This is a genomic window from Legionella santicrucis (assembly GCF_001468135.1).
Taxonomy (GTDB): domain Bacteria; phylum Pseudomonadota; class Gammaproteobacteria; order Legionellales; family Legionellaceae; genus Legionella; species Legionella santicrucis.
Window position 1 is genome coordinate 130,513 of sequence record NZ_LNYU01000085.1, and the last position, 24,885, is coordinate 155,397.

The window sequence follows — 24,885 nt, forward strand, 5'->3', positions numbered from 1 at the left end:
CGAACCTAATAGAACCATTTTTCAGAACATCTAGAGCCTGTATATCACGCACTAGGCGCGATATACAGGCAGATCATCGCTTCTCATATAAATAAGACGAAGATTTATTCAAACAGCATCTCATTGATTTTTAATAATTTCACTCAAAGAACAGTTATTCTCTATTGCTTCTTTGACCCACAATCCAACTTGATGGTGCGCGTCCCTAAAAGGTATTCCTTGCAATACCAATGATTCTAAAAGTGCCGTAGCATCTAAATAACCACTTCCCACCCTTTCTTTCATCACATTTGTATTAAATTGCACACTCTGTAAAAAAGGAGTCATGATTTCCAAACAAGCACTCAATGTATCTACAGTATCAAACAAACATTCTTTGTCTTCTTGCATGTCTTTATTATAAGCCAAAGGCAAACTTTTCATTACGGTTAAAATGCCCATTAGGTGCCCATAAACCCGGCCACTTTTTCCTCTAATAAGTTCTAAAACATCCGGATTTTTTTTATTGGGCATCAAAGAAGAGCCTGTAGCAAATGCATCATCAAGTGTGATAAAACCGAATTCCTGTGTCGACCAAAGAATTAAGTCTTCAGCCAAACGCGATAAATGCATCATTATTATTGCGGCAACAGAACAAAACTCAATAATAAAATCTCTATCACTTACCGCATCCAATGTATTTTCAATAATCCCTTTAAATCCCAAAGTTTGTGCCACCCATGCTCTGTCAAGCGGTAAAGAGCTTCCTGCCAAAGCTCCAGCCCCTAAAGGGGAATAATTCATCCTTTCTTGCCAATCGTGCAAACGTTCCAAATCTCGATGAAACATCGCACGATAAGCGGCAAAAAATTGTCCTAGATAAATAGGCTGAGCTTGTTGCAAGTGGGTATAACCAGGCATTTTATCCTGAGCATGGCATTTTGCGAGGTCTTCTAAAACATGGAGCAAATGATTTAAAAGCTGACTGATGTGCTCCCCTACCTCACGAGAATACAACCTTAGATCCAAAGCAACTTGATCATTACGACTGCGGCCTGTATGCAGCTTTTTACCAACTTCACCAATTTTAGCAATCAATAATTGTTCAATGAGCATATGGATGTCTTCACAAGACTCATCAAACTCGTGGTTTTTGTTTTCGAGCTCATGACCAATTTCTGTTAAAGCATTACAAATACAGTCCGCCTCATTCTGAGTAACAAGCCCTTGGCGAGCAAGCATTTTTGCATGTATCTGACTTCCCAATATATCATGCTTAAAAAGTATCTTGTCAAAAGGCAATGAGGCATTAAAATGCATTACTCTAGGATCCAGTGCTTTCTTAAATCTTCCGCCCCAAGTTTTATGACTCATTACAATTCTCCTTGTTTTTATGTACCTTGCCATAGACTTGTGCTGACAGAGAAAATAAATTAATAAACCCTTCTGCATCTTTTTGATTATAAACACTATCCTCTTCAAAAGTAGCTAAAGCAGGATCATGAAGACTGTAAGGTGAATGCATACTCTCAGGAATTATATTCCCTTTAAATAACTGCAATGTCACTGTGCCTGTAATATGCTGTTGGGTCACATCGATTAGCGCATCCAATGCTTTTTTAGCATGAGAGAACCAACGTCCTTCATATACAAAATTGGCATAAGTGTGTTGTAAAGATTGTTTTAAATGCAATGTTGCTCTATCTAAGCATAAACTTTCTAGCATTTGATGTGCTTTATAAAGCACTGCTGCTGCAGGAGCTTCGTACACGCCTCTGATTTTCATCCCAACTAATCGATTTTCTACAATATCAGCCACACCTATTCCATGTGCACCTGCTATTTGATTTAATTCGTTCAGCAATTCAACTGGGGATCTTTTTTTAGAATTTAGAGCAACAGGGATACCCTGTTCAAAATCAATATGTACGAGCTCTGAATGATTGGGTGTATGCTCCAAAGCAGTTGTCATTAACAACAAATCATTCGGCTTGGGTTGTCCTGGATCCTCCAACATACCTCCTTCGTGCGAAATATACCAAAGATTATGATCTCGTGAATAAGGAGATTTAGGCGTTACCGGTACTTCTATTCCATGCAATTGGGCATATTCTATCGCTTCTTGTCTTGACTTAATCTTCCAAATTCGCCATGGAGCAATAATTTTAAGTTCTGGGGCCAAAGCTTTTATCGTATATTCAAAGCGTACCTGATCATTACCCTTGCCAGTTGCTCCATGAGCTATTGCATCTGCATTTTCTTGTAATGCAATTTCAACTAATTTTTGCGCGATTAAAGGTCGGGAAATAGTGCCTAAAACATATTGATTTTCATAAAGCGCTCCTGATTTTACTAAAGGCCATAGATAATTACTGACAAACTCCTCTTGAACATTCATCACATAGGCTTTTGCAGCACCACTTTTAATTGCCTTCTCTTTAATTGCAGATAAATCTTCATTTTGTCCTAAATCACAAACCATCGCGATAATTTCTGCTTGTTGATAATGTTCTTTAAGCCAGGGAATCATCACTGATGTATCAAGGCCACCTGAATAAGCAAGAACAATTTTTTTTATGGATTCAGTCATCGTTTACTCCTGATAATATTGTTTTAAATGTGCTATTGGTTCAGCTAATTCTTTAGGAACTACATCTGCGACTAATTGGCCATTTTTAAGAATAATTAATCGATCAGCCATCTTGCTTAAGAAATCAAGATCATGCGACGCAATGATCATCGTAACACCTAAAGATTTTACTGAATTTAATAAACTAATCACCTCATCAATCGTTGCTAAATCAAGACCTGATGTAGGTTCATCACAAAGTAGAAGCTGGGGTTTCATCATCAAACTTCGTGCTAAGGCAACACGCTGCTTTTGTCCTCCCGATAACTTTTGGGGAGAAACATATGCCTTATCGCTAATACCCAAACTCTTTAAAAGAGCATGTGCTTGCCCCTCATGGTTTACGTTTTTGTGGTGTAATTGTGGCGCATATACTAAATTTTTCATTACAGTCATATGCGGAAAAAGTTGAAAATCTTGGAACATGAAACCACTTTTACCTACTACTTCAATTGTCCCAGAATCCAAAGTTTCTAATTGTTGGATACAACGCAATAATGTAGATTTTCCACTTCCTGATGGTCCCGCCAAACCAAGTACTGTGTGTGCTTTAATATGAAGATCTAAATTGTTTAATACCGATAACTCACCAAAGTACTTGCATGCTTTATTAATGGTTAACATAAAGCCCCCTCTGTTCTATTTTTTTACCTAAAGATTCAATTAAGAGAACCAACGCATAGTAATAACAACCCGCAATGCAAAGAGGGATGAAATAGGTAAATTGCTCAGCGGCAACAGACTGGGCTCTACGCATCAAATCCATACCCCCAATAGTCGCGATTAAAGCAGTTTCTTTGAGTAACGCGATCATTTCATTAATAAAAGCAGGCAAAACATTTTTAATTACTTGTGGTAGAACAATATCCTTCCATAAATAAAAATTAGGGATGTGTAGTGTTTTTGCCGCCTCAAACTGCCCCTTTGGTAAATGGTCGATACCTGCTCGCAAAATTTCAGCTATATATGCAGAACTGTTCAAACCAAACGTGATTAGTCCCGCTACCATAATATTTGCTTTAATTCCAATTAATGCTGGCGCTGCAAAATAAATAAAACTCAACTGTAAAATTACTGGAGTACCTCGCATAATCGAAATAAATCCATTAATAAGAGGTTTCATTATTCCTTGATAACGTAATAATGCCAGCAAGGTTCCCAAGAAGGTTCCTATCAACAAACCACCAAACAACAGGATTAACGTCACTAAAATCCCTTCACCAATATAAAGAATATCTTGATTTAATTCTGCCATTGGGCGTCTCCCAACCATTTTTTCTTCAGTTTGGATAACTCACCACTTTGCTCCAAATCGTGTAAAACATTATTGAGTTGCTGAGTCAAAGGTGAGCCTTTTTTTAGTGCAATACCGTAACCATCTGCTGATTGAGCAATAACCGCAAAAGATAATCCGGGATTTTTTTGACTATAAACAGCCCCTTGTATCCCGTCTACCAATACTAAATCCACATGCCCTGCTTTTAATGCCGCTATAGTTTGATTGTTATTATCCATCACTAATATATTGGTATTAGGCACATTCTTTTTTAACCAAATTTCCATAGTAGTCCCCAATTGGACTGCTATTTTTTTATCAATTAATTCTTTTGTATTCTTAATTGGTTTTTCTTTTGGAAATACTGCCGCCATGCTTTCGAAATAATAAGGCTCGGTAAAATCAAAGTTCTTTTTTCGCTGTTCAGTAATCGTCATTGTAGAAATCGCTGCATCAACCTGCCCCAAGCTTAATGCAGGTAAAATACCGCTGAATTGCATGGCATCAAAATAAGCTTCTTTACCTAGTTTTTTAGCAATCAAACGAGCAAGATCAATATCAAACCCTTTAATTTCCCCATAATCATTATATTCAAATGGTGGATATTCTGCGGCTGTGGCAAAATGAATTGTATTTGTATTTTCCTCAGATATATCTGCATAGCTTAAAGATATAACAAAAGCTAAGCTTGCCAAAATAATAGAATATATGATTTTCATTTGAATTTAAATCCAGTTTTTATGCGTTTTTTAAATTTAACAACACACTATTGTTTTGTCAAGGAATTGTGAATATAATTTCTTAAAAGTGATTATGTATTCAAAATATCAAGTAAAAGGGAGATATTAATGAGCCAAGATCCAGCTCTGGATGGACATATATTAAATATTGTGCAGACAGAACAAATTGAAGAACAAATTGATTTACAAAACGCTTTAAAAAAACGAGGCTACACGATTCCCCAGGCAACTTTATCGCGTCGACTCAAAAAACTAAAAATTGCGAAAATTGGCGGCACTTATCAAGTAATCGATTTTAATCTACCCAATTTACCCTTAGTTTTGAACATGCAAATTTCGGATTATGGGCTAATAATACTCCATACCCATCCCGGAAACGCAAACAGTCTTGCTTTTTACATTGATAGAAAATATGTTTCTTTTTCGCTTCAGAATACACAAAACCCCGGCATTTTGGGGACTATTGCGGGTGATGATACAGTGCTTCTTATTGTAAAAAATAAGGAGCTGCTACCTAATGTAGTCCAATTGTTATACGATGAGTTTCCTTATTTAAAAAGATGAGTGGATATACCTTACCATTACATTACTTAGCCCGCTTCACCCAAAATACAATAATATTTGTAAGTTACTACATCCTAGATATAATAAGGATTCAACTTGTAAGGTACCTAATCTATGACCATCTCAGTAAAAGAGTTAGAAAAGATTTCTCAACTAGCCTATCTCGATACAGATATAGAACATTCACCTAAGCTTATCGAAGATATGAATGCCATTATGAACTTTGTAGATCAATTGCGTGCTGTTAATACTCAAGGAATAGAACCACTTTTTCATCCCCTTGCTCTAAATCAATATCTTAGACCTGATCGGGTTACGGAAGAAACTTGCGTGACTGAATTAGCAGTACTTGCACCCAAATTTGAAAATGAACTTTATCTAGTACCTCAAGTGATAGAACAGAGTAAATAACTATGGACATCTTATCTCTAAAACAATGCTCCCATGCTTTGCGTCAAGGCAAACTTTCTAGCGTTGAATTAACACAACACTGTCTGACACAAATTGCAAAACAAAGCGATTTAAATGCATTTATTAGTATTGATGAAGAATACGCCCTGCTTGCAGCCCAAAAAGCCGATCAGGAATTAAAAAATGGCCAAGGAAAAACACTCACTGGAATTCCAATGGCCCTGAAGGATTTATTTTGTACTAAAAGAATGACAACGACCTGTGCTTCTAAAATGCTTGCTGATTTTCGAGCTCCTTATGAAGCAACTCTGGTGAATAAACTTTTAGAACATGGCTCCATTCTTCTTGGTAAAACCAATATGGATGAATTCGCCATGGGTTCATCCAATGAAAACAGTTACTTTGGTATCGTCAAAAATCCATGGGATAAAGAACGAGTTCCAGGAGGCTCTTCTGGAGGTTCCGCAGCAGCCGTAGCTGCAGGTCTAGTCCCTTTTGCGATAGGCTCCGATACGGGTGGATCGATAAGACAACCCGCTGCTTTATGTGGAATCAGTGGAATAAAACCCACATATGGCCTTATTTCGCGTTATGGAATGATTGCCTATGCATCCAGCCTTGATCAAGCAGGACCTCTGGCCCGAAGTGCTGAAGATCTAGCTCTGGTGATCCAATCTATGACCGGACATGATCCTAAAGATTCAACCTCCGTTGAAGCTGCAATCCCTAATTATTATGAAGAACTCAATAAGCCCTTAACCAAACTAAAAATTGGCCTACCTTCATGTTTCTTTCAACCCCAAGTAGAACCAGAAGTACAACAGGCAATTCGTACAGCAGTGAGCGTTTTTGAGGGAATGGGCGCAGAAATTATTGAGTTGGATTTGCAACTACAACCATTATGGGTGCCTTGTTATTATGTAGTTGCTTGCGCTGAAGCATCGTCTAACTTATCACGTTATGATGGGCTACGTTTTGGTTATCACAGTAATAAAGCAACAAGCTTAACAGATCTTATTCGCAATACACGTAGTGAAGGATTTGGTATTGAAGTAAAACGCCGTATTCTTACTGGAACGCATGTACTTTCTTCGGGTTATTTTGACGCTTATTATTTGCAAGCACAAAAAATTCGTCGCTTAATCCAAGAAGAACTTGTCACTACCTTAAAAACGGTAGATGTAATTTTAGGACCAACCACTCCAACATGCGCCTTTAAAATCGGGGAAAAAATTGCGGATCCCATTAAAAATTACTTAGCTGATGTCTTTACTGTAGCTGCCAACCTTGCTGGACTACCTGCAATTTCCATACCAGCAGGATTTGCTCAAGGATTACCCATAGGACTGCAACTTATGGGCAAACATTTTAGCGAACACCGTTTGCTTCAGGTTGCTCATCATTATCAACAACAGACTAACTGGCATTTAGCCAATCCAAATCAATAAGGGTGAACTATGGAATGGGATACAGTCATTGGGCTTGAAGTACATATTCAGCTTAAAACAAAATCTAAGCTTTTTTCCGGTGCATCCACCACATTTGGCGCCACTCCTAATTCACAAACATGCTTTATTGATGCAGGCTTTCCTGGAGTCTTGCCCGTATTAAACCGAGAGGCTGTAATTATGGCAATTCGATTTGGTTTAGCCATCCAGGCAGAAATCCAGGATCAATCCATTTTTGAACGCAAAAATTATTTTTACCCAGACTTACCCAAAGGATACCAAATCAGTCAATTTCAAAAACCAATTATCAGTAACGGTAAATTAACCATTACTTTGAATGATGGTAGTGAAAAAGAAGTTTTGATTGTACGTGCCCATTTGGAAGAGGATGCAGGTAAATCATTGCATGGTGTACATTCTGGCTATAGTGGTATTGATCTGAACCGTGCGGGCACCCCATTGCTAGAAATAGTAACAACCCCCTGCTTATTTTCCAGCCATGAAGTGGTTAGCTATCTCAAAAAATTACATCAATTGGTTCAGTTTTTGGATATTTGTGATGGGAACATGCAAGAAGGTAATTTTCGCTGCGATGTGAATCTTTCATTAAAACCCAAGGGCTCTGCTGCATTAGGGACACGAACTGAATTAAAAAACTTAAACTCTTTTCGTTTTATTGAAAAAGCAATCGCGTATGAAAAAGCACGCCATATGGATTTATTGGAAAATGGACAACAAGTAATTCAAGAAACTCGTCTGTATAATCCCGACACACATACTACTCATGCGATGCGTAGCAAAGAAAATGAAAACGATTACCGTTATTTTCCCGATCCTGATTTATTACCCATTCAAATCACCGCTTCTCTCATCTCTGAAGTTAAAAATAACCTACCTGATCTCCCTGATAAAATCCATCTGGAGTTACAAAATATACCCTCATTAAATGAGGAAGACATTCATTTTATTCTTTCTTCGCCAGCAGCCTATTATTTTTATAAAGAAATAAAGAGACAAAGCCATGCCACAGAAAAAATGATCATTAATTGGTTAAAAGGACAATATATAGCTGCTTTAAATGAAGAAAATCTTACCTTCGATAGCCCTCGCGTACCGGCAAAAACTATGGCTAGTCTACTTAATAAGTTACATGACAATATTATTTCTCTAAATAATGCACGAACCATTTTTACTTTACTATGGGCCGGCGAAAAAGATATTGAAGCAATCATTGAGCGTGAAGGTTTTCATCAGTCAGATAATACCGCTCTTTGGGAGCATATGATTGTTCAATTAATAGAACAATACCCCGAGCAAGTTGCTGATTACCGAGCAGGAAAAGAAAAATTATTAGCCTTTTTTATTGGGCAAATAATGAAACAAACTAAAGGAAAAGCAAACCCCGAACAAATTAATCTTCTTTTGAAGAAGCATTTGATAGGAAGTTGATTGAAATTAATTCATTATCTTACCACTTTAAACTAATTGATTAATATGCAGAATGGATATTTGCGCGCAGAAACTATTATCTGCCTAATTGGATAGGCTTCGCTTCATCAGTGTTGTTGCAGATAATCTCTGTGGTCATGCTCGCAAAGACGAGATATACATGCTTCGTAAACATTTATCATTTCAAAAAATAGTTTTATATTTAAGCATTTTGTATTATAATTTTATATTCAATTTTAACGGAATTTAATGTGATGAAAAGATATTTAGATAAAATCAATTCCCAAGGTCAATATACGGAATTTCCCGGAGTCACAGTAATTGCAAATACATCAAAAAGCGATGCTGCTTTTTGGAGTAAAATTCATAATGTTCTTAATTCAAACTTAGTATCTAGCTATTTTGCTCCTCTCCCTCCAAATAGTTATCATATGACTGCAATAGATCTCTATACCGAAATGGCTGACGGAGGCGATAACTGGGGAAAATTTATAACTGAACGATTAAGTACATTGAGACAATTACATTCTGTTTTAGAAGAAAACAAAATTTATCCCCAGATTAAGCTTAAATCTATTCGTGCATCTAGCGTAATCCAGCTTCAGGTTGAAATACCTCAAGAACAAAGAGAATTAATCGAAAGAATTGCAGAATCCTTTAATATTCTCCATAAAATTCCTAAAGAGATGCATATTACCTTAGCCTATCAATATAAATTGGTGACAGGGTCTGATGGAGAAAAACTCAAAAAATATCTTGAAGAAGAAATTCAACGCATTTTTGATGAGCATCCATTGATTACATTGAATGCACCACAATTATCTTATTTCAAAAATATGGAAAAATTTGTACCTTGGAACGCGAATAAAAATCCATTTACTCCTATGCGCTTTAGTTTATTTAAATGTTTTAGTATCACTGATAAAGAATCTAAAGAAGCAAGTTCTGAATGCAAATTTGATTTAAATTAACTTAGATTTTGTCTCCTTTACTTAGTATCAGTTTGGATTTTTTTTCAATAAAAAATAAATTAGGTCGTGTTTACAATTCGTCAACACAACTTAATTTATTTATGAAATGTCTTTATTTTTTGTATGCTAATTTGGCTTTGAAAACATAACTTGTTCTGAAACAATTTCATGTACATTTTCTTTGGGTTCTACTACTGGTGCTCTAAGCTGTTGAAGTCGTTTTTTAAAACTCGTATTGGCACTAGCCACATTGTTTTTTTCTGCATCTTTCGATTTCGGATCATTCTTCGTTAATGCCACAGTTAGGAGCTCTACTTGCTTTTGTAAAAGTGACTATGATTTAACTCATTGTATAATTAAACTAATTTATCTATTTTTTCGACATATCTATCAATAATTTTTTGTTTTTTGTCATTTATTGAGCTATTTCCTGCTAAAGTAATTAGTAAATTTTTCACATGCTGCATATCAGCACTAAATTTTTCTTGAACTAGAACAGCCTCTTTTACAGCATTAATAATGCCAGCAGACAAATGATCTTTTGTACCTGCTGTCTTAAGTTGCTCCTCGCCCCACTCATTAGCTTGTATTAATTTTAGATCTAATTTTTCTTGTATTTTTTTATTTTCTAGAATTGGAGAATAGTTTTTCAATTTCTTTGGCATATTCAGGCTCCTACTACATACTACCGCTATTCCAATTGGTCGAACGATTATTAACCATGTATTATCAAATAAAATCTTATTGATTAAATTTTAACAACAAAATAATCTTGTAGATTGACAATTATTAGAATATTTTATCCACACTAATGACGAGTAATTTTCTTGAAATAATAAAAATTTAATACTAAATATTATTAATTACCCACCCAACAATAAATTGATAAAAACAAGTAACCATGAATTGAAATAATTAGTTTTCAGAGAAAGTGCTGTATCTTTTTAATATGGATTAGTAATTAATTTAGGAATAGAGGTTAAGATGACTAAGAAGATGCAAGGAAAACCAATATGGGATAGAGTCGCCTTCTTGTTTCAGGGAGGCGGTGCTTTAGGCGCTTTTCAAGTTGGAGTTTTTGACGCCTTACAACAAGCTGGATATCATTTTGATTGGGTGAGTGGTATATCAATTGGCGCAATTAATGCAGCTATTGTTTCTGGAAATAAACCAGAAGATCGCGTGAAGAAACTAAAAGAATTCTGGCAAATAATTAGCTCCCCTGAATCTTTGAATTGGTGGCATCATTTGAGTTCAGAAGAAGGTCTACGGAAGTTGTATAATCAATGGCATGCCCATGCCACATTACTTTTAGGTCAACCTGGTTTTTTTCAGCCACGCATGATATCTCCTCATTTTATTCATCAGGCTGTTCCCGAGGAGATCAGTTTTTATGACACATCCATACTTCGTAATACTCTGGAACGTCTAATCGATTTTGATCTTTTGAACAGTGGTAAAACCCGCCTAACTTTATCTGCGGTAAGAGTGGATAATGGACAAGAAGTCCATTTTGATACAAAAAACCAAAAGATATATCCCGAACATATTATGGCAAGTGGTGCCTTACCTCCTGGATTTCCAGCAGTAAAAATTGATGGAGAATATTATTGGGATGGTGGAATTGTTAACAATACACCAATTGAGGTAATTTTGAATGATCTACCTCGCAAAAATACATTGTGCTTTATGGTACATCTGTTTGATCCTGATGGAGATTTGCCTTCTAATTTAGACCAAGTCTTATTAAGACATAAAGATATTAGTTATGCGAGTAATTATAAACGAGTAATAAAGTCCTTTAGTGAAGCTCACGAAATGCGACATGCAATTTCTGCTCTTTATGATATGCTTCCAGATAAAGTGAAAGAAGATCCTCATGCTCGAAAATTAAGAGCGTTAGGATGTAAATCAACAATGCTGATGGTACGTTTTCATCGCCATCATACATCAACTGATCTCTCTTCCAAAGATTATGCTTTTTCACCCACTTCGATACGCGAAGGTATTGAAATGGGATACGAACAAGCAATGACGGCTCTTAAGAAATCTCCCTGGCTTAAACCCATACCCAAAGACGTAGGAGCGGTTTTATACGATATGCATTTGCACGATGAGTCATTAGCTCATCATAGATGAAATCACAAATATATTTGCTCAAGATTTATTTAATAAGGAATTCTCCATGAGAAATATCAATTGGATTTGGCAAGGAGCCGTTGCAGGAATAATTGCAGGTATTGTGTTTGCTTTTTTTCTTGTTCATGCTGGAATGCTCGAGACATTAGGAAATATCATCAATCTTCCTAGTATGGCGGGTGGTTTATTAGTCCATACTGTCGTAAGTATAGGAGGTGGGATAGCTTTTGCTTTAATTTTAGGATGGTTAATCAACTCCTGGATTTCTGCTGTAGGTCTTGGTGTACTATTTGGTTTTGCTTTGTGGATAGGAGGTCCTATGACTCTGCTACCCGCACTTTCATCAGGTGCACCTTTATTTGCCAAATGGACTATTGAAGGCGTCAAACAAAATATACCTGCTTTGGTAGGCCATATTGTGTATGGTGCTGTATTAGGCATTAGCTACTTTATACTGAAAAAAAACACTAAGTAAAAAATATGCAGATAAATTATCATCCCTGCAAATGGGGTTGCAGATTTAATTTAAATTAGGTCGAGGATGAATTGGAAACACATCCTAATTTAATTATCTATGAAATGCCTATTTACTTTATTTTTATATACTAATTTGGCTTATAACCCATCAAACTCTCTGACGCAATTCCATCTTCTTCTTTTTGGAGTTCTATTGCTGGTGCTCTAAGCTGTTGAAATCGCTCTTTAAAACTCATATTGGCACTGGCCATATTATCTTTTTTCGATAATTTATCGTCTAATTCTGAAAGTATTGCATGTACTTCTTTAGCCATTTGGTATGATTTTTTTTCTCAAATGCTATCTTGCTGTTTTTAGGGGGATTTTATGGAAGAAATAATTTCAGGTAAGACAAAGAAAACACTAGCAAGCTCATGCTGAAAGTCCATAATTAATGAAATTAGTCATACATGACCAAATTAAAATGAACACTAGCAAACACTAAAATGAAAACTTTTATTTTATTTTGAAGATGAAAACTAGGAAGAAAAAGAGTCGGTCGATAAGCCGGGTTCTGTCGTGGACAATCATTCATCTGGGACGTGTGTCACCACACGCCTCAAGCGACCTACCCGAATCCCGTATGGGCCACACGTATTAGCCTTACAGCCAAATGGATTCCTATTTGGTCTTGCTCCGAGTGGGGTTTTCCCTGCCACGACTGTTACCAATCGCGCGGTGCGCTCTTACCGCACCATTTCACCCTTACCTTAAAAAGGCGGTATATTTTCTGTGGCACTTTCCGTAGATTTGCATCTCCCAGGCGTTACCTGGCACTCTGCCCTTTGGAGCCCGGACTTTCCTCCCTTTGCAGCAGCAAAGAGCGATTGCCTGACCAACTCTGTTATCAATAGTAGCAGAGTGCCTACCGAAAGACCACTATTTGGGGGTAATTAATCGAAAAATACTATTGAAAATTTGAGGTTAAATTAATTAAAAATCGCGAGTTCCAATAAATTCATCGTCAAAATAGCGCTTCAACTTAGTACGTAAAGTTCCACGACTTACACCAAGAACACGTGCTGCTTTTGATTGATTATAGCGAGTTAATTCCATAACAGTTCGAAATAAAGGTGCTTCAACCTCTTCAACGATTAATTGATATAGATTCAAATTAGAGTCTTTATTGTTAATACTCGTCAAATACCCCTTAACAGCACGAACTACTTGATGTGAAAGTGCTTCGCTGCTTTGCACCATTGTTTCTGTGCTCATTTAAGTCTCCTAGTACAAATTAATAAGTGAAATTATGCCCAGTACATACACTCACCGAACACCATGGTCTATATAGTACCAAACATCTCAAAGAGTGTAAATATTGTTTTAATGATATTCATTTATTAAGGAAATATTAAGTTAAAAAATTCTACCATTTTAACTGTTAAATGGACAGGTGAATTTATTAATTAATTAAATTCACTACAGTTTGAAGTTCGCTCATTAGACATAAATACGTGTTCAACACGCATCTCCTAAAGATATTTTGATCAAATAATGAAATACTCTGGGCAGCATACTAGTGCTCTTGAGGCTAGGCCTTTTGATTGACTTAATGTTTAAAGTTTCTATGCTCACTCAAAAAATAAGAACAAAGCGCACTGTCGTGCGCCAGATCATTCAAATTTTGCGTCACTTCTGAGAAAATATTAGGATGTATAAAAGCTTCAGAGATATTACCTTGTCTTTCCCACTTATTTCAAAGCAGGAGAAATAGTTTGCAGCAAAGATTTAAATACTTTGGGTGTTCCTGCAACAACATCTCCATATTTAATAAAATCATCTCCTCCTTGTAAATCGCTAATTAATCCACCAGCCTCTCTAATTAATAGTGAACCTGCAGCAATATCCCAAGGGCGTAAACCAAACTCCCAAAAACCATCCAACCGTCCACTAGCTACATACGCTAAATCAAGGGCAGCAGATCCTGTTCTTCTTATTCCAGCACACTTACCCAACAATGCATCTAATGTAGGTAAATATCTTTGCGCAACATTAATATCTCGGGATGGGAATCCTGTTCCTAATAATGCGGCCGTGAGTTGAGTTTGTTTCGAAACACGAATTCTTCGATCATTTAATCGAGCCCCTCGCCCACGACTCGCGGCAAAACATTCATGTCGTAATGGATCATAAATAATTCCATGCTCTATTCTTCCTTTAATTTGTACTGCAATAGAAACTGAAAAAAAGGGAAAACCATGTAAATAATTAGATGTTCCATCTAAAGGATCAATAATCCAAATTGTTTCTCCGTCCCCTTCTTGTATCCCGCTTTCCTCAGCTAAAATTCCATGCTCTGGATACGCCTTATAAATGGTATTAATAATAGTCTGTTCTGCTTTGATGTCTACTTCGCTAAAATATTCATGGTTATTTTTAGCGGTAATTTTAAGACGATCCACTTGCTCCATATGACGAATTATTATATCACCGGCTTGTCGCGCTGCATTAACTGCTATATTTAAAAGTGGTTCCATGAATATACTCTATAGTAATCTACAAAACTGGCGATTCTATCATACTTTTTTTGCACAAAGAGAGTTAAATGTTATGATCGCATGATCGAAATGCATTAATTATTATTTTTTATGAATCTAAATTCTATTCGTATCATTTTAGTAGCAACTTCTCATCCAGGTAATATAGGTTCAACAGCTCGAGCAATGAAAACTATGGGGTTAAAATCTCTTTATTTGGTTAATCCCAAATCTTTTCCTGATCTGCGCGCACAAGAAATGGCGGCTGGGGCGGATGATCTTTTAGCAAGTGCTATAGTTACAGGGTCTTTAGATGAGGCTTTGGTGGGATGTCAGCTCATTTTAGGCACCAGTGCAAGACCTAGAGGAATTTCTTTACCTGGTTTAATTCCCTCATCTTGTGCTGATTTAGTCTATCAGCAAGCCGATAAAACTCAAATTGCTATTGTATTTGGGCGAGAACATGCAGGCCTTACTAATGAAGAACTGCTAAAATGTCATTATCATATAAATATTCCAAGTAATCCTGAGTACAGTTCGCTAAATCTGGCTCAAGCCGTACAAATTATTGCATATGAATTACGTATGAAATTGTTAGCACCTAAAGCAGAAGTAGCATTACGACAAGACGAATATGCAACTGCAGAAGATATCGAACAATTTTACGAACATCTCAAAGAAGTTTTTATTGAGATTCAATTTTTAAAAACTTCTAATCCACGACGTTTAATGCAACGCGTACGACGATTATTTAATCGTGTGAGCTTAGAGAAAATGGAGGTAAATCTTTTAAGAGGGATGTTAAGTCAAGTACAAAAATCAATTGAATGGGCAAGCAAAAGAGGCAGGAGTGAACACGATCATTAAAAAACCAATTTATTTTGATTATATGGCAACAACACCAGTTGATCCATGTGTTGTAGAGCGTATGCTCTGCTATTTAGGACCCGATGGAGATTATGGTAACCCTTCATCAACTACTCATGAATACGGTAGAGTCGCTGCACGTGCTGTTGAACATGCTCGTACACAAATTGCAGAGACAATTCATGCGTCGCCCCAGGATATTGTGTTTACATCGGGAGCAACTGAAGCAAATAATTTAGCAATCATTGGTGCCGCCCATTTTTACCAAAACAAAGGAAAACATCTAATTACTATGAGTACAGAGCATAAAGCAGTACTCGATAGTTTTAACCGCCTAGAAAAAAATGGTTTTGAAGTATCCTATCTACAGCCAAAATCTAATGGTTTATTAGATCTTGAACAATTAGCTCAAACATTAAGAAGCGACACTATTTTAGTGTCTATTATGCATGTGAATAATGAAATTGGAGTTGTCCAAGATATTGAAGCTATAGGTTCTTTATTACGTCATAAAGGAATTATTTTTCATGTTGATGCAGCACAAAGTGCAGGAAAAATTCCGATTAATTTAACCCAGCTATCTGTAGATTTAATGGCATTTTCAGCACATAAAAATTATGGCCCCAAAGGCATCGGTGCATTATATGTCAGACATAAACCTAGAATTCGTCTTCAACCCCAAAGTTTTGGCGGAGGACATGAAGGAGGCCTACGCTCAGGAACATTAGCAACTCACCAAATAGTAGGTATGGGAGAGGCATTCGCATTAACTGAGCTCTTGCGTAAAGAAGAACAGACACGTATCTTAAGTTACAGCAGACGCTTATGGAATGGTATAAAGCATTTACCGGGCATCCAGCTTAATGGCGATGAACATCAACGAATCGCTGGAAATTTGAATATGAGTTTCGCAGGATTGGATGGCGACTCTTTGCTTTTAGCATTAAATGAATTAGCAGTATCTACTACATCAGCATGTAGCTCTGCAAGCATCCAACCCTCTTATGTGCTTAAAGCATTGGGATTAAGTGATGATCTTGCACAAAGTACGGTGAGATTATCTATTGGACGTTTTACTAAAGAAGAAGAAATTGAATATGCAATTAATACAATTTGCACTCAAATCACTCGATTACACGAAATATCACCATCATGATGTATAATAAAATAGTACAAGATTATTTTTTTTTACCAAAACATGTAGGGATCATTGATACCAATCATGCTCTCGCAGTGATGGTAAAAAATAATCAAAAAAATCAGGGGACTATTGAACTCTACATGCAATGTGACTCAAAGGGTGCAATTATACGTGTTTGTTTTAAAACAAATGGCAATCCCTACGTGATTGCCAGTTTAGAATGGTTATGCAGACAATTAGAGGGAAAAACTATAGATGACGTGCCAGAAATTGATCATCTACTAATTATTAACGACTTGGATATTCCTATTGCCCAATACCCTATAGCATTAAGGATTATAGATATTTATAAAGAAGTCCTGTTTTTAATAAAAAATAAACTTCTTACATAATCAATAAATTTTGCTTGATTGTGAACAATCAGATAAAAATGTGATATGAAGAAGTCTATAAATAAAATTGAGAGGAAGTATCATGAGCGTCATCATGCATCATGCAGAAAATAAAACACCTGAAATCAGTTTTACTGATGCAGCTTTAAAACATGTAGTATCTTATTTACAAAAAAAGCCTGGACATGCAGGAATTCGCCTATCAGTAAAAAAAACGGGGTGTTCGGGTTTATCCTATGTAGTAGATTATGTATTAGCCCCATTAGAAGGAGATTTAATTCTACCTTTAACTGAAGAATACGTTGTCTGTGTTGATAAAGCCAGCTATCCATTTTTAAAAAAAATGGACGTTGATTATGTAAAACAAGGATTAAATCATAAATTTGTATTTAATAATCCCAACCAAACAGGTCAATGTGGTTGTGGAGAAAGCTTTACTGTCGATTAAATACTGCGCATTTTACGGGATAACGTTTGTTTAACGACATAAAAGACATTTTATGTCGTTTATGTCGAACTCATGTTACTTAAATCCTTGCCTTGCCCCAAAACTTAAAGGTAACTCATCTGCCATAGCCGTACCAATATTTTTAGTGACGCGATCAAAGATATTTTGTTTATGAGTGTAATCAATAACCTCTGGAACATTAATAATTTCACGAGCTAATTGTCCGCTACTGGCATATCCATCAATTAATCCCATAGTTAGGGCTTGCTCACCAGTCCAAAAAAGTCCTGAAAAAGTTTCATCATCAATGTGTAAACGACTTCCTCTGCCCTCTTTCACACGATTAATAAATTGCTGATGCACTATATCAAGCATCGTTTGTAACTTTTGTTTTTCAAAATCAGTTTGCGGAGAAAAAGGATCTAAAAATCCTTTATTAACACCAGATGTTTGCAAGCGGCGTGAAACCCCGATTTTATTCATCAAATCAACTACTCCAAATCCATTGTATAAAACTCCAATCGAACCGACCATACTTGCAGGGCTTGCATAAATAGCATCAGTAGCAACAGCGACATAATAAGCAGCAGAAGCACAAGCATCGACACAAACCGAATAAATTTTTATATCAGGATGTTTTTTTTGATAATATTTTATCGTGTTGTACATATATTCAGCCTGTACCGGACTACCTCCAGGACTATTAATACGAACAATTAGTGCTTTTAATCCCGAATTTTTATAAGCGGCATCAATGCCCTTCGCAAAATCATCGGAGTTAGCAGGTTTTGCATCCGCCATTTCACCATTAATGTCAACAATTCCAACATGAGGCTTGGTATTGGTACCCGCCTCTTCATTGGAGCTCGTAGAAAATTGATAAACAATATAAGCAATAATTAATAAATAAATGACGCGCATGAACCACTTCCATCTACGCTTTCTTTTCGCTTCTTTCATATAATCAATGATGATTTGATTCAGTAAAGCTTGTGAATCCTGACTCGAATTAGAAGAAATATCATTTGTCATATTAAAATCACTTGAAATTATTTAATTAAACCTCATTTTACGGTAGATAAAAGAAAATTAACACCCATTAAATAAGGTGAATCGTTATGAGAATGGATAAACTAACATCAAAGTTTCAAATAGCTTTAGCAGATGCACAGTCTCTAGCTTTAGGAAGAGATAATGGTTTTATAGAGCCGGAACATTTAATGAAAGCGCTTTTGGATCAAGAGGGAGGCAGCTGCAGGCCTTTGCTCAGTAAAGCTGGAGTCAATATCCCTCTATTAAGAACTTTACTCGATCAAGCTTTGGATAAACTTCCTAAAGTAGCTGGTATGGGAGGAGATGTTCATATTTCCAATGCCTTAAATCGCTTATTAAATCTTACTGATAAATTAGCCCAACAAAAAAAAGACAACTTTATTTCCAGTGAGCTTTTTATTTTAGCTGCAATAAGTGAAGAGGGTGTTCTTTCTCGCATGCTCAAACAAGTTGGTGGTGAACTTAAAGCCATAGAAAAAGCCATAAATGAGCTAAGAGGTGGAGAAACAGTTACTGATCCTAATGCTGAAGAACAACGACAAGCACTTGAAAAGTATACTTTAGATTTAACAGCACGTGCAGAACAAGGTAAATTAGACCCCGTCATAGGACGCGATGATGAAATCCGTAGAACCATTCAAGTCCTGCAAAGACGCACTAAAAACAACCCAGTTTTGATTGGTGAACCTGGAGTAGGTAAAACTGCTATCGTTGAAGGATTGGCACAACGCATTATTAATGGCGAAGTTCCTGAAGGCCTAAAAAATAAACGATTACTTGCTCTAGATATGGGCGCATTAATTGCCGGAGCAAAATTTCGGGGTGAGTTCGAAGAACGACTTAAAGCAGTACTCAATGACTTAGCCAAACAAGAAGGTCAAATCATACTCTTTATAGACGAGCTCCATACCATGGTTGGTGCCGGAAAAGCAGAAGGAGCAATGGATGCAGGAAACATGCTTAAACCTGCTTTAGCTCGGGGTGAACTGCATTGCATTGGCGCAACTACGTTAGACGAGTACCGACAATACATTGAAAAAGATGCGGCCTTAGAGCGACGTTTTCAGAAAGTTTTGGTTGATGAACCGAGTGTTGAAGACACCATAGCTATTCTTCGTGGATTAAAAGAACGCTATGAAGTTCATCATGGTGTTGAAATTACCGATCCTGCGATTGTTGCAGCTGCTACTTTATCACACCGGTATATTACAGACAGGCAGCTACCTGATAAAGCAATTGATTTAATCGATGAAGCAGGAAGCTTGATACGTATGGAAATCGATTCAAAACCCGAAAGTATGGATAAATTAGAGCGACGTTTGATTCAATTAAAAATTGAACGTGAAGCACTCAAAAAAGAACATGATGAAGCCTCTAAAAAACGACTTGAAGATTTACAACATGCGATTGACGAATTGGAACACAATTATTCCGATTTAGAAGAGGTATGGAAAGCTGAAAAAGCAACCATGCAAGGAGCCACTCAAATTAAAGAAGCGCTTGAGCAAGCAAAGCTTGAAATGGAAACCGCACGTCGAGCTGGAGATTTAAGTCGGATGTCCGAATTACAATACGGGCGTATTCCAGAACTTGAAAAACGCCTAACCCAAGTAGCAACTGCGGAATCACATGAAACCAAACTCGTGCGTAATAAAGTCACTGAGGATGAAGTTGCAGAAGTTGTTTCTAAATGGACGGGTATCCCTGTAGCTAAAATGATGGAAGGCGAAAAAGAAAAATTACTAAAGATGGAGGAAGTACTGCATCATCGTCTCATAGGACAAAATGAAGCCATAGAGGCAGTATCTAACGCCATTCGGCGTTCACGTGCAGGCCTATCTGATCCTAATCGTCCTATTGGATCATTTTTGTTTCTGGGGCCTACTGGTGTCGGCAAAACAGAGTTGTGTAAAGCCTTAGCAACATTTCTTTTTGATACAGAAGAAGCAATGGTACGTATCGACATGTCTGAGTTTATGGAAAAACATTCTGTTGCGCGCTTAATTGGTGCACCCCCAGGTTATGTTGGTTATGAAGAAGGTGGCTACTTAACCGAAGCTGTACGTCGCAGACCCTATTCAGTCATTTTACTGGATGAAGTGGAAAAAGCACATTCTGATGTGTTTAATATTCTTCTCCAAGTAATGGATGATGGTCGTTTAACTGACGGCCAAGGTCGTACTGTAGATTTTCGCAACACGATTATTGTCATGACGTCCAATCTTGGCTCGAATCTAATTCAAGAAATGGGTAATAAATTCAAATACGAGCAAATCAAAGAAGCTGTCATGGAAATGGTTAGACAACATTTTCGTCCTGAATTTATTAACCGAATTGATGATACAGTTGTCTTCCATGCTTTGGTTAAAGAGCAAATCGCAAAAATTGCTGCCATACAAATTAGCTATTTACAAAAACGCCTAAAACAACAAGACATTCATCTTGAAGTGACTCAAGAGGCATTAACGCATTTAGCTGAAGCAGGATTTGATCCAGTATATGGTGCTAGACCTTTGAAGCGAACCATACAGCAACAATTGGAAAACCCTCTGGCTCAAGCAATCTTAACCGGAAGATTTAAATCAGGTGAAACAATTGATGTGACTTACCAAGATGAAGAGATGAAGTTTACTAGTCACGAATAGATCATTAATTAAATGAATTGGTAACCTGGGTGCAGCATAGCGAAACCCAGGCTACAATGAATCTCCAAGGTCATAGGAAAAACTAGAAACCTCTTCGCTTAGCAGTCGGACATTACACCAACTCAGCATCACAACAACGAATCCAATTTCAAAAAGCAATTTGGCACGTTGCTACAGCCCGGCTTCTTTGCATCTAAATTTCGACTAAGGCTCTTTCTTAGGTCACGAAAAGTTAAATTGAGAATGCTCTGGCTCCTCTTTCACTTGAGCTTCTCTCGTTTCCTCGAGCGCCTTCTTGAAGTCCTGAGTTTTTTCCGACAAATCGGATTTTTTAACTTTTGCCGCTATTCCCGTTCCAATGCTAGCCGCTGCCAGTGCCCCAGCTACAGCCATACCAACAATAAACCCAATACCTGTAGGAGCAAGAGCAAATGCTGCTATTGTCGCAATAACAGCAAATAATCCACATGCTAAAGAGGCTGCCTGCAACTTCTCAGATTTTGCTCCAACAAGCTCGTCTGAAAGATAGGCAAGTGCGCAAAGGGATTTTGATTGAGTTCTAGGGTCTCCATTAGGATCCGCAGCAATTCTCGCATTTCCTACTAAACTATTCAATTTTTGACAATCTTGTAGTGATATAGGTGAGTTCAATGCATCACTAATGGTGCTACACAGTGCATCTCTTGGTTGTTTTATCTCGGGATTTATTTTCATCTCGGCTAAAGATTGATTGCCATCGCGAATTTTTAGCTTATAAAGATCAATTAAATAAGACTCTATTGCAGTTCTCTTTTCAAGATCATTCTCATTGCGCAATTCCAATAATTTTTCAGTTATTATGGTATTAATAGTCTTTTTAAACCCTTTAAGAAAAGATTCTATCTGCTGACGTTCTTCCTTACTTAATTCTTCTTTAAGCTGATTGATTTTGTTCTCTATGATTTGTTTAATTATATTATCTTTATTTTCATTCCCATTAAGGATTTGAACTACTGCTTGGCTACTTATTTTGCTCTTAGAAAGTACTTCAGCAATCTCTTTATTTCCCATTTTTGAAAGATTGTGATCAATAAATTCTTTCACCCTTTTAGCAGGTAAGCGATTTTCGGAGTAGGATTGCGATATAAGTTCTGTAAAACTGAACTCACTAGCAACCTTCATTGCTTTCCATTGCTTCGCATCGGGACTCATCGAAGCTTCTCGAACTGCTCTATAAAGAGGTTTCCAATCAGCTACGTCTTTTGGAATACTACCCTCGCCTGGTATTGAAGCTATTAATGTTGGGCTTCCATAATTATAGACTTTATCTCTTCTTGTTACTGGGATAGGCAAGAAATGATGCTTTTTTAACTCATCAAAAATTTCCATGTTTTTTGATGTATTATGTCCTTTAATCCCTTTAAGCTCCGGAAAAACGTCATCAAATTTAGAAGCCTCTAATCCCTCTATATTTCTATTAAAGTCAGCGAAGTCCCAATTTCCATTAGCATCACGGCAATATATTTTAAATTTTTCCTCCTCACCTGGAATTTTAATGAGGATAGGAATATTATGTTTTTGGGCTTCTGATATTGCCTTCTTTGTTTCTTCACTTTCAAGATCTGTTGTTGTGTGTGTTAGAAAATTAAGGAGATTCTCATTGGCTTGTTCTTGAGTTAATTGGGGGCCGGAATATCCCCTTAAGTTTAAGATTACATTCTTAGGAATTAATTCGGGATGTTCTTTAAAAAAATGTTCCATACTTTCGACGATGTCTTTACGATCGTCGTAAAAATTAAATTCAATGATATCATCAGGATTTTCCATGGCAGCATAATGCATTTGAGCCAGAGCCAAGGAGACCTTACTTTCATCATCTATTAACTCTAAAAATCCATCCTCATTAAATTTAGTTGATATTATTTCCTCTTTATAACTCCCATTCTCATTTAAGTATCCCTTCTCCTTGAATTTTTCAAACGTTTCTCCTGCCACAACTACATCACTCTCTAAATCCGGAAGTAGAAAAGGATTAAATGTAGCATTTTCTCCCAATTCTTTAGCAATAGCGGCCATTCTCGGGTAAACGGAGCCAGGAGGATAGTCCGTGCCAGTTCCATTTTTAAAATCTATATCAGGTGTTTGGCGATTAGAGCCAATGAAAAGAACTGTTTTATCTTCTGTTTTCAAAGAATCTAGAAATTTACGATTTGCCTCTAGGTAGGCTTTATTGGATTCTTCAAGTGTGCGTTCTGTAATCCAGTTTCTACCAAGCTTAAAGCTTGAGGCCTCGTTGCTATAACATCCATCAAAATCCAGAGAGTGATAAACTACTTTATCCAAGAGTAGTGCGCCACCAATAATGGGTCCCCACGATTGGTTTTTTCCAATTGCATCTCTTATATTATTATGCTGCTTTTCACGGGTTTCCTTGGTAGGATTCTCGATAAAAGCTTTTGTATCATTAAGGTAGGTAGTTATTCTTTGCAAATCCTCTGTACTCAAATCAACATTTTTAACAGCACTTAAAAGGTTTCCAACTCTTTTATCAGATGAACTAATTTTTTCTAAATCCTTATAAGCCTTGTTGAAATTGACTCGAGCTTCTAAATTCTCATCCAATGGAACAAGGGAAATATTTTCTTCAACTAGCTTATATAATTCTTGGACTTTTTCTTCAGATAATCCTTTTAAATTCTCTTCTTTTAATGCCCAGTTTAATGCATCTAAATAAGCTTCAAGAGCTTTTATCTTACTAATTTCACAAGAATCATTAAATCTCTCAAACTTATTCTTGAGTCCCTGAGGAGCATTCTCATTCCCTCCATATACATTCATTAACTTCTGCATACGGGATCTTTGTTCTTCTTCATCTATGGGTAAGGGTTTCTGCGCAAACTCACTAAGTCCATCAATAGTCACTAGTCCACTTACTATTGTAAACTCAGCACCCTCATTATTGAACCATGCCATTTGTACTTCTGGGTCCGGGTCTTTCTTAACTTTGTCTAACATTTGCTGACTATAACCAACAACTATTGCTTGTATAAAGAATCTTGCAAGTTGTTGAGGGTCATTATTTGCTTTTTGCAGCATGAGGCGGTAATTTTCTTTATTATTGTGATTAATTGCGTCAATTATTCTGGGATTTAAAGCCGTTTTATCTTCATTTAAAAGCTCAGGTAAAAGTTCATCTATTAAAGATTGCATATACGCCCCAATACAACTTGGTGCTTTTATATATTTTTTAAACTCATCATAAGAAGGTAAAGGAACTTTGTATTCATCAAATATACGAGAAAAAATAGCTGCTGTACCCTTGGTTTTTTCTATGACTTTATACGGTTGATTGTCCGCGCCTTTGGGATCATATGGCAACTTTAGATGATTTTCCAAATTTAAAAGAAATTTTTGTTGAAAATCCTGTTTATATTTTTGAAAACCCTTATCACTTATAGGACTTGTTTTATCAAACATATTTAATCCTTTTAACTTATTAACTTATTAACTTATTAACTTATTAACTTATTAACTTATTAACTTATTAACTTATTAACTTAATTTTACCCAACGCAAAAGTACTTTATAAATGAATAAAAAATTACTTATAATACCAATTATAATTCAAATACCTTAAGTAAGTATTATCAGTCTTCCAATACAAAATACGACGCCTTTGTACGGGACAAAAAACTTTGAAAAAATAAATAAAGGAAGAAAGGATAAGAAATAACTCGCTGATTTTAAATGTATTTCATATA

The 24,885-nt window shown here is 36.5% G+C and carries 24 protein-coding genes and 1 other RNA gene; 12 read left to right on the plus strand and 13 right to left on the minus strand.

Features of this window, described 5'->3' with window-relative positions; genetic code table 11:
• Positions 1–120 precede the first annotated feature (120 nt).
• Genes argH through Lsan_RS16010 form a run of 5 tightly spaced genes read right to left on the minus strand, consistent with a single transcriptional unit; the run spans position 121 to position 4,603 of the window.
• Complete coding sequence (gene argH / locus Lsan_RS15990) at positions 121–1,353, minus strand: argininosuccinate lyase (RefSeq protein WP_058515134.1); 1,233 nt, start codon at positions 1,351–1,353, stop codon at positions 121–123.
• Positions 1,343–2,569, minus strand: coding sequence for an argininosuccinate synthase (locus Lsan_RS15995; protein WP_058515135.1), 1,227 nt, complete (start codon positions 2,567–2,569; stop codon positions 1,343–1,345). Before Lsan_RS15995 ends, argH begins: the two co-directional genes overlap by 11 nt.
• 3 nt (positions 2,570–2,572) lie before the next feature.
• Positions 2,573–3,232, minus strand: a complete 660-nt coding sequence (locus tag Lsan_RS16000; protein WP_058515136.1) for an amino acid ABC transporter ATP-binding protein — start codon at positions 3,230–3,232, stop codon at positions 2,573–2,575.
• Positions 3,219–3,863 (minus strand): amino acid ABC transporter permease, encoded by a 645-nt coding sequence (locus Lsan_RS16005; protein WP_058515137.1) that lies wholly within the window; start codon positions 3,861–3,863, stop codon positions 3,219–3,221. The genes Lsan_RS16000 and Lsan_RS16005 overlap by 14 nt, the downstream gene beginning before the upstream one ends.
• Positions 3,851–4,603: a substrate-binding periplasmic protein gene (locus Lsan_RS16010; RefSeq protein WP_058515138.1), complete on the minus strand. Its 753-nt coding sequence runs from the start codon at positions 4,601–4,603 to the stop codon at positions 3,851–3,853. The genes Lsan_RS16005 and Lsan_RS16010 overlap by 13 nt, the downstream gene beginning before the upstream one ends.
• 129 nt (positions 4,604–4,732) lie before the next feature.
• On the opposite strand from Lsan_RS16010, the gene Lsan_RS16015 reads away from it, so the two are divergent.
• From Lsan_RS16015 to Lsan_RS16035, 5 genes are all read left to right on the plus strand, one after another.
• Complete coding sequence (locus Lsan_RS16015; RefSeq protein ID WP_058515139.1) at positions 4,733–5,188, plus strand: arginine repressor; 456 nt, start codon at positions 4,733–4,735, stop codon at positions 5,186–5,188.
• Positions 5,189–5,302: 114 nt separating this feature from the next.
• Entirely contained in the window at positions 5,303–5,599 is a 297-nt protein-coding gene (gatC, locus tag Lsan_RS16020; RefSeq protein WP_058515140.1) for an Asp-tRNA(Asn)/Glu-tRNA(Gln) amidotransferase subunit GatC, read from the plus strand.
• A gap of 2 nt (positions 5,600–5,601) precedes the next feature.
• Positions 5,602–7,047: an Asp-tRNA(Asn)/Glu-tRNA(Gln) amidotransferase subunit GatA gene (gatA, locus tag Lsan_RS16025; RefSeq protein ID WP_058515141.1), complete on the plus strand. Its 1,446-nt coding sequence runs from the start codon at positions 5,602–5,604 to the stop codon at positions 7,045–7,047.
• A gap of 9 nt (positions 7,048–7,056) precedes the next feature.
• On the plus strand, positions 7,057–8,496 hold the full coding sequence (gatB, locus tag Lsan_RS16030; RefSeq protein WP_058515142.1) for an Asp-tRNA(Asn)/Glu-tRNA(Gln) amidotransferase subunit GatB: 1,440 nt from the start codon (positions 7,057–7,059) through the stop codon (positions 8,494–8,496).
• Positions 8,497–8,750: 254 nt separating this feature from the next.
• Entirely contained in the window at positions 8,751–9,467 is a 717-nt protein-coding gene (locus Lsan_RS16035) for a DUF1868 domain-containing protein (RefSeq protein WP_058515143.1), read from the plus strand.
• Between the two features lie 126 nt (positions 9,468–9,593).
• Here Lsan_RS16035 and Lsan_RS22225 read toward each other — a convergent pair whose 3' ends face one another.
• Positions 9,594–9,767: a hypothetical protein gene (locus tag Lsan_RS22225; RefSeq protein WP_157068317.1), complete on the minus strand. Its 174-nt coding sequence runs from the start codon at positions 9,765–9,767 to the stop codon at positions 9,594–9,596.
• A 56-nt stretch (positions 9,768–9,823) separates the two neighbouring features.
• Positions 9,824–10,132, minus strand: coding sequence for a hypothetical protein (locus tag Lsan_RS23130; protein ID WP_237762165.1), 309 nt, complete (start codon positions 10,130–10,132; stop codon positions 9,824–9,826).
• A 319-nt stretch (positions 10,133–10,451) separates the two neighbouring features.
• Between Lsan_RS23130 and Lsan_RS16045 the strand changes: the two genes are divergently transcribed.
• On the plus strand, positions 10,452–11,606 hold the full coding sequence (locus Lsan_RS16045; protein WP_058515144.1) for a patatin-like phospholipase family protein: 1,155 nt from the start codon (positions 10,452–10,454) through the stop codon (positions 11,604–11,606).
• 46 nt (positions 11,607–11,652) lie between these two features.
• Complete coding sequence (locus tag Lsan_RS16050) at positions 11,653–12,081, plus strand: hypothetical protein (RefSeq protein WP_058515145.1); 429 nt, start codon at positions 11,653–11,655, stop codon at positions 12,079–12,081.
• 130 nt (positions 12,082–12,211) lie between these two features.
• Here Lsan_RS16050 and Lsan_RS16055 read toward each other — a convergent pair whose 3' ends face one another.
• From Lsan_RS16055 to Lsan_RS16065, 4 genes are all read right to left on the minus strand, one after another.
• Positions 12,212–12,397, minus strand: a complete 186-nt coding sequence (locus tag Lsan_RS16055) for a hypothetical protein (RefSeq protein WP_058515146.1) — start codon at positions 12,395–12,397, stop codon at positions 12,212–12,214.
• 212 nt (positions 12,398–12,609) lie between these two features.
• Positions 12,610–12,965, minus strand: an RNA gene (gene rnpB, locus Lsan_RS17250) — RNase P RNA component class A.
• 90 nt (positions 12,966–13,055) lie between these two features.
• On the minus strand, positions 13,056–13,337 hold the full coding sequence (locus Lsan_RS16060) for a helix-turn-helix domain-containing protein (protein ID WP_058515147.1): 282 nt from the start codon (positions 13,335–13,337) through the stop codon (positions 13,056–13,058).
• Between the two features lie 476 nt (positions 13,338–13,813).
• Positions 13,814–14,599 carry an inositol monophosphatase family protein gene (locus Lsan_RS16065; RefSeq protein ID WP_058515148.1) on the minus strand — a complete coding sequence of 262 codons (786 nt, stop codon included), beginning with the start codon at positions 14,597–14,599 and terminating at the stop codon, positions 13,814–13,816.
• 111 nt (positions 14,600–14,710) lie between these two features.
• On the opposite strand from Lsan_RS16065, the gene trmJ reads away from it, so the two are divergent.
• The 4 genes from trmJ to Lsan_RS16085 all read left to right on the plus strand — a co-directional run bounded on the left by trmJ (position 14,711) and on the right by Lsan_RS16085 (position 17,447).
• The gene (gene trmJ / locus Lsan_RS16070; protein ID WP_058515149.1) at positions 14,711–15,466 is read left to right on the plus strand and encodes a tRNA (cytosine(32)/uridine(32)-2'-O)-methyltransferase TrmJ; all 756 of its coding nucleotides are present in this window, start codon (positions 14,711–14,713) and stop codon (positions 15,464–15,466) included.
• On the plus strand, positions 15,450–16,622 hold the full coding sequence (locus tag Lsan_RS16075; protein ID WP_083505167.1) for an IscS subfamily cysteine desulfurase: 1,173 nt from the start codon (positions 15,450–15,452) through the stop codon (positions 16,620–16,622). The genes trmJ and Lsan_RS16075 overlap by 17 nt, the downstream gene beginning before the upstream one ends.
• On the plus strand, positions 16,619–16,999 hold the full coding sequence (locus Lsan_RS16080; protein ID WP_133134257.1) for an iron-sulfur cluster assembly scaffold protein: 381 nt from the start codon (positions 16,619–16,621) through the stop codon (positions 16,997–16,999). Before Lsan_RS16075 ends, Lsan_RS16080 begins: the two co-directional genes overlap by 4 nt.
• Positions 17,000–17,081: 82 nt before the next feature.
• Positions 17,082–17,447 (plus strand): HesB/IscA family protein, encoded by a 366-nt coding sequence (locus tag Lsan_RS16085; protein WP_058515150.1) that lies wholly within the window; start codon positions 17,082–17,084, stop codon positions 17,445–17,447.
• A gap of 75 nt (positions 17,448–17,522) precedes the next feature.
• Here Lsan_RS16085 and Lsan_RS16090 read toward each other — a convergent pair whose 3' ends face one another.
• Positions 17,523–18,479 carry a S49 family peptidase gene (locus tag Lsan_RS16090; RefSeq protein ID WP_058515151.1) on the minus strand — a complete coding sequence of 319 codons (957 nt, stop codon included), beginning with the start codon at positions 18,477–18,479 and terminating at the stop codon, positions 17,523–17,525.
• Positions 18,480–18,565: 86 nt separating this feature from the next.
• Here Lsan_RS16090 and clpB point away from each other — a divergent pair, with 86 nt between their 5' ends.
• Positions 18,566–21,145 (plus strand): ATP-dependent chaperone ClpB, encoded by a 2,580-nt coding sequence (gene clpB, locus Lsan_RS16095; protein WP_058515152.1) that lies wholly within the window; start codon positions 18,566–18,568, stop codon positions 21,143–21,145.
• Positions 21,146–21,367: 222 nt separating this feature from the next.
• Here clpB and Lsan_RS21310 read toward each other — a convergent pair whose 3' ends face one another.
• A complete protein-coding gene (locus tag Lsan_RS21310) occupies positions 21,368–24,601 on the minus strand; it encodes a hypothetical protein (RefSeq protein WP_065236321.1) in 3,234 nt (1,077 codons plus the stop codon).
• Positions 24,602–24,885 lie beyond the last annotated feature (284 nt).

What these genes read in the sequence shown, in the direction of transcription:
- argH (WP_058515134.1), bottom strand. Translation starts at nt 1,353, where the DNA reads ATGAGTCATAAAACTTGGGGCGGAAGATTTAAGAAAGCACTGGATCCT.
- Lsan_RS15995 (WP_058515135.1), bottom strand. Translation starts at nt 2,569, where the DNA reads ATGACTGAATCCATAAAAAAAATTGTTCTTGCTTATTCAGGTGGCCTT.
- Lsan_RS16000 (WP_058515136.1), bottom strand. Translation starts at nt 3,232, where the DNA reads ATGTTAACCATTAATAAAGCATGCAAGTACTTTGGTGAGTTATCGGTA.
- Lsan_RS16005 (WP_058515137.1), bottom strand. Translation starts at nt 3,863, where the DNA reads ATGGCAGAATTAAATCAAGATATTCTTTATATTGGTGAAGGGATTTTA.
- Lsan_RS16010 (WP_058515138.1), bottom strand. Translation starts at nt 4,603, where the DNA reads ATGAAAATCATATATTCTATTATTTTGGCAAGCTTAGCTTTTGTTATA.
- Lsan_RS16015 (WP_058515139.1), top strand. Translation starts at nt 4,733, where the DNA reads ATGAGCCAAGATCCAGCTCTGGATGGACATATATTAAATATTGTGCAG.
- gatC (WP_058515140.1), top strand. Translation starts at nt 5,303, where the DNA reads ATGACCATCTCAGTAAAAGAGTTAGAAAAGATTTCTCAACTAGCCTAT.
- gatA (WP_058515141.1), top strand. Translation starts at nt 5,602, where the DNA reads ATGGACATCTTATCTCTAAAACAATGCTCCCATGCTTTGCGTCAAGGC.
- gatB (WP_058515142.1), top strand. Translation starts at nt 7,057, where the DNA reads ATGGAATGGGATACAGTCATTGGGCTTGAAGTACATATTCAGCTTAAA.
- Lsan_RS16035 (WP_058515143.1), top strand. Translation starts at nt 8,751, where the DNA reads ATGAAAAGATATTTAGATAAAATCAATTCCCAAGGTCAATATACGGAA.
- Lsan_RS23130 (WP_237762165.1), bottom strand. Translation starts at nt 10,132, where the DNA reads ATGCCAAAGAAATTGAAAAACTATTCTCCAATTCTAGAAAATAAAAAA.
- Lsan_RS16045 (WP_058515144.1), top strand. Translation starts at nt 10,452, where the DNA reads ATGACTAAGAAGATGCAAGGAAAACCAATATGGGATAGAGTCGCCTTC.
- Lsan_RS16050 (WP_058515145.1), top strand. Translation starts at nt 11,653, where the DNA reads ATGAGAAATATCAATTGGATTTGGCAAGGAGCCGTTGCAGGAATAATT.
- Lsan_RS16055 (WP_058515146.1), bottom strand. Translation starts at nt 12,397, where the DNA reads ATGGCTAAAGAAGTACATGCAATACTTTCAGAATTAGACGATAAATTA.
- Lsan_RS16060 (WP_058515147.1), bottom strand. Translation starts at nt 13,337, where the DNA reads ATGAGCACAGAAACAATGGTGCAAAGCAGCGAAGCACTTTCACATCAA.
- Lsan_RS16065 (WP_058515148.1), bottom strand. Translation starts at nt 14,599, where the DNA reads ATGGAACCACTTTTAAATATAGCAGTTAATGCAGCGCGACAAGCCGGT.
- trmJ (WP_058515149.1), top strand. Translation starts at nt 14,711, where the DNA reads ATGAATCTAAATTCTATTCGTATCATTTTAGTAGCAACTTCTCATCCA.
- Lsan_RS16080 (WP_133134257.1), top strand. Translation starts at nt 16,619, where the DNA reads ATGATGTATAATAAAATAGTACAAGATTATTTTTTTTTACCAAAACAT.
- Lsan_RS16085 (WP_058515150.1), top strand. Translation starts at nt 17,082, where the DNA reads ATGAGCGTCATCATGCATCATGCAGAAAATAAAACACCTGAAATCAGT.
- Lsan_RS16090 (WP_058515151.1), bottom strand. Translation starts at nt 18,479, where the DNA reads ATGACAAATGATATTTCTTCTAATTCGAGTCAGGATTCACAAGCTTTA.
- clpB (WP_058515152.1), top strand. Translation starts at nt 18,566, where the DNA reads ATGAGAATGGATAAACTAACATCAAAGTTTCAAATAGCTTTAGCAGAT.
- Lsan_RS21310 (WP_065236321.1), bottom strand. Translation starts at nt 24,601, where the DNA reads ATGTTTGATAAAACAAGTCCTATAAGTGATAAGGGTTTTCAAAAATAT.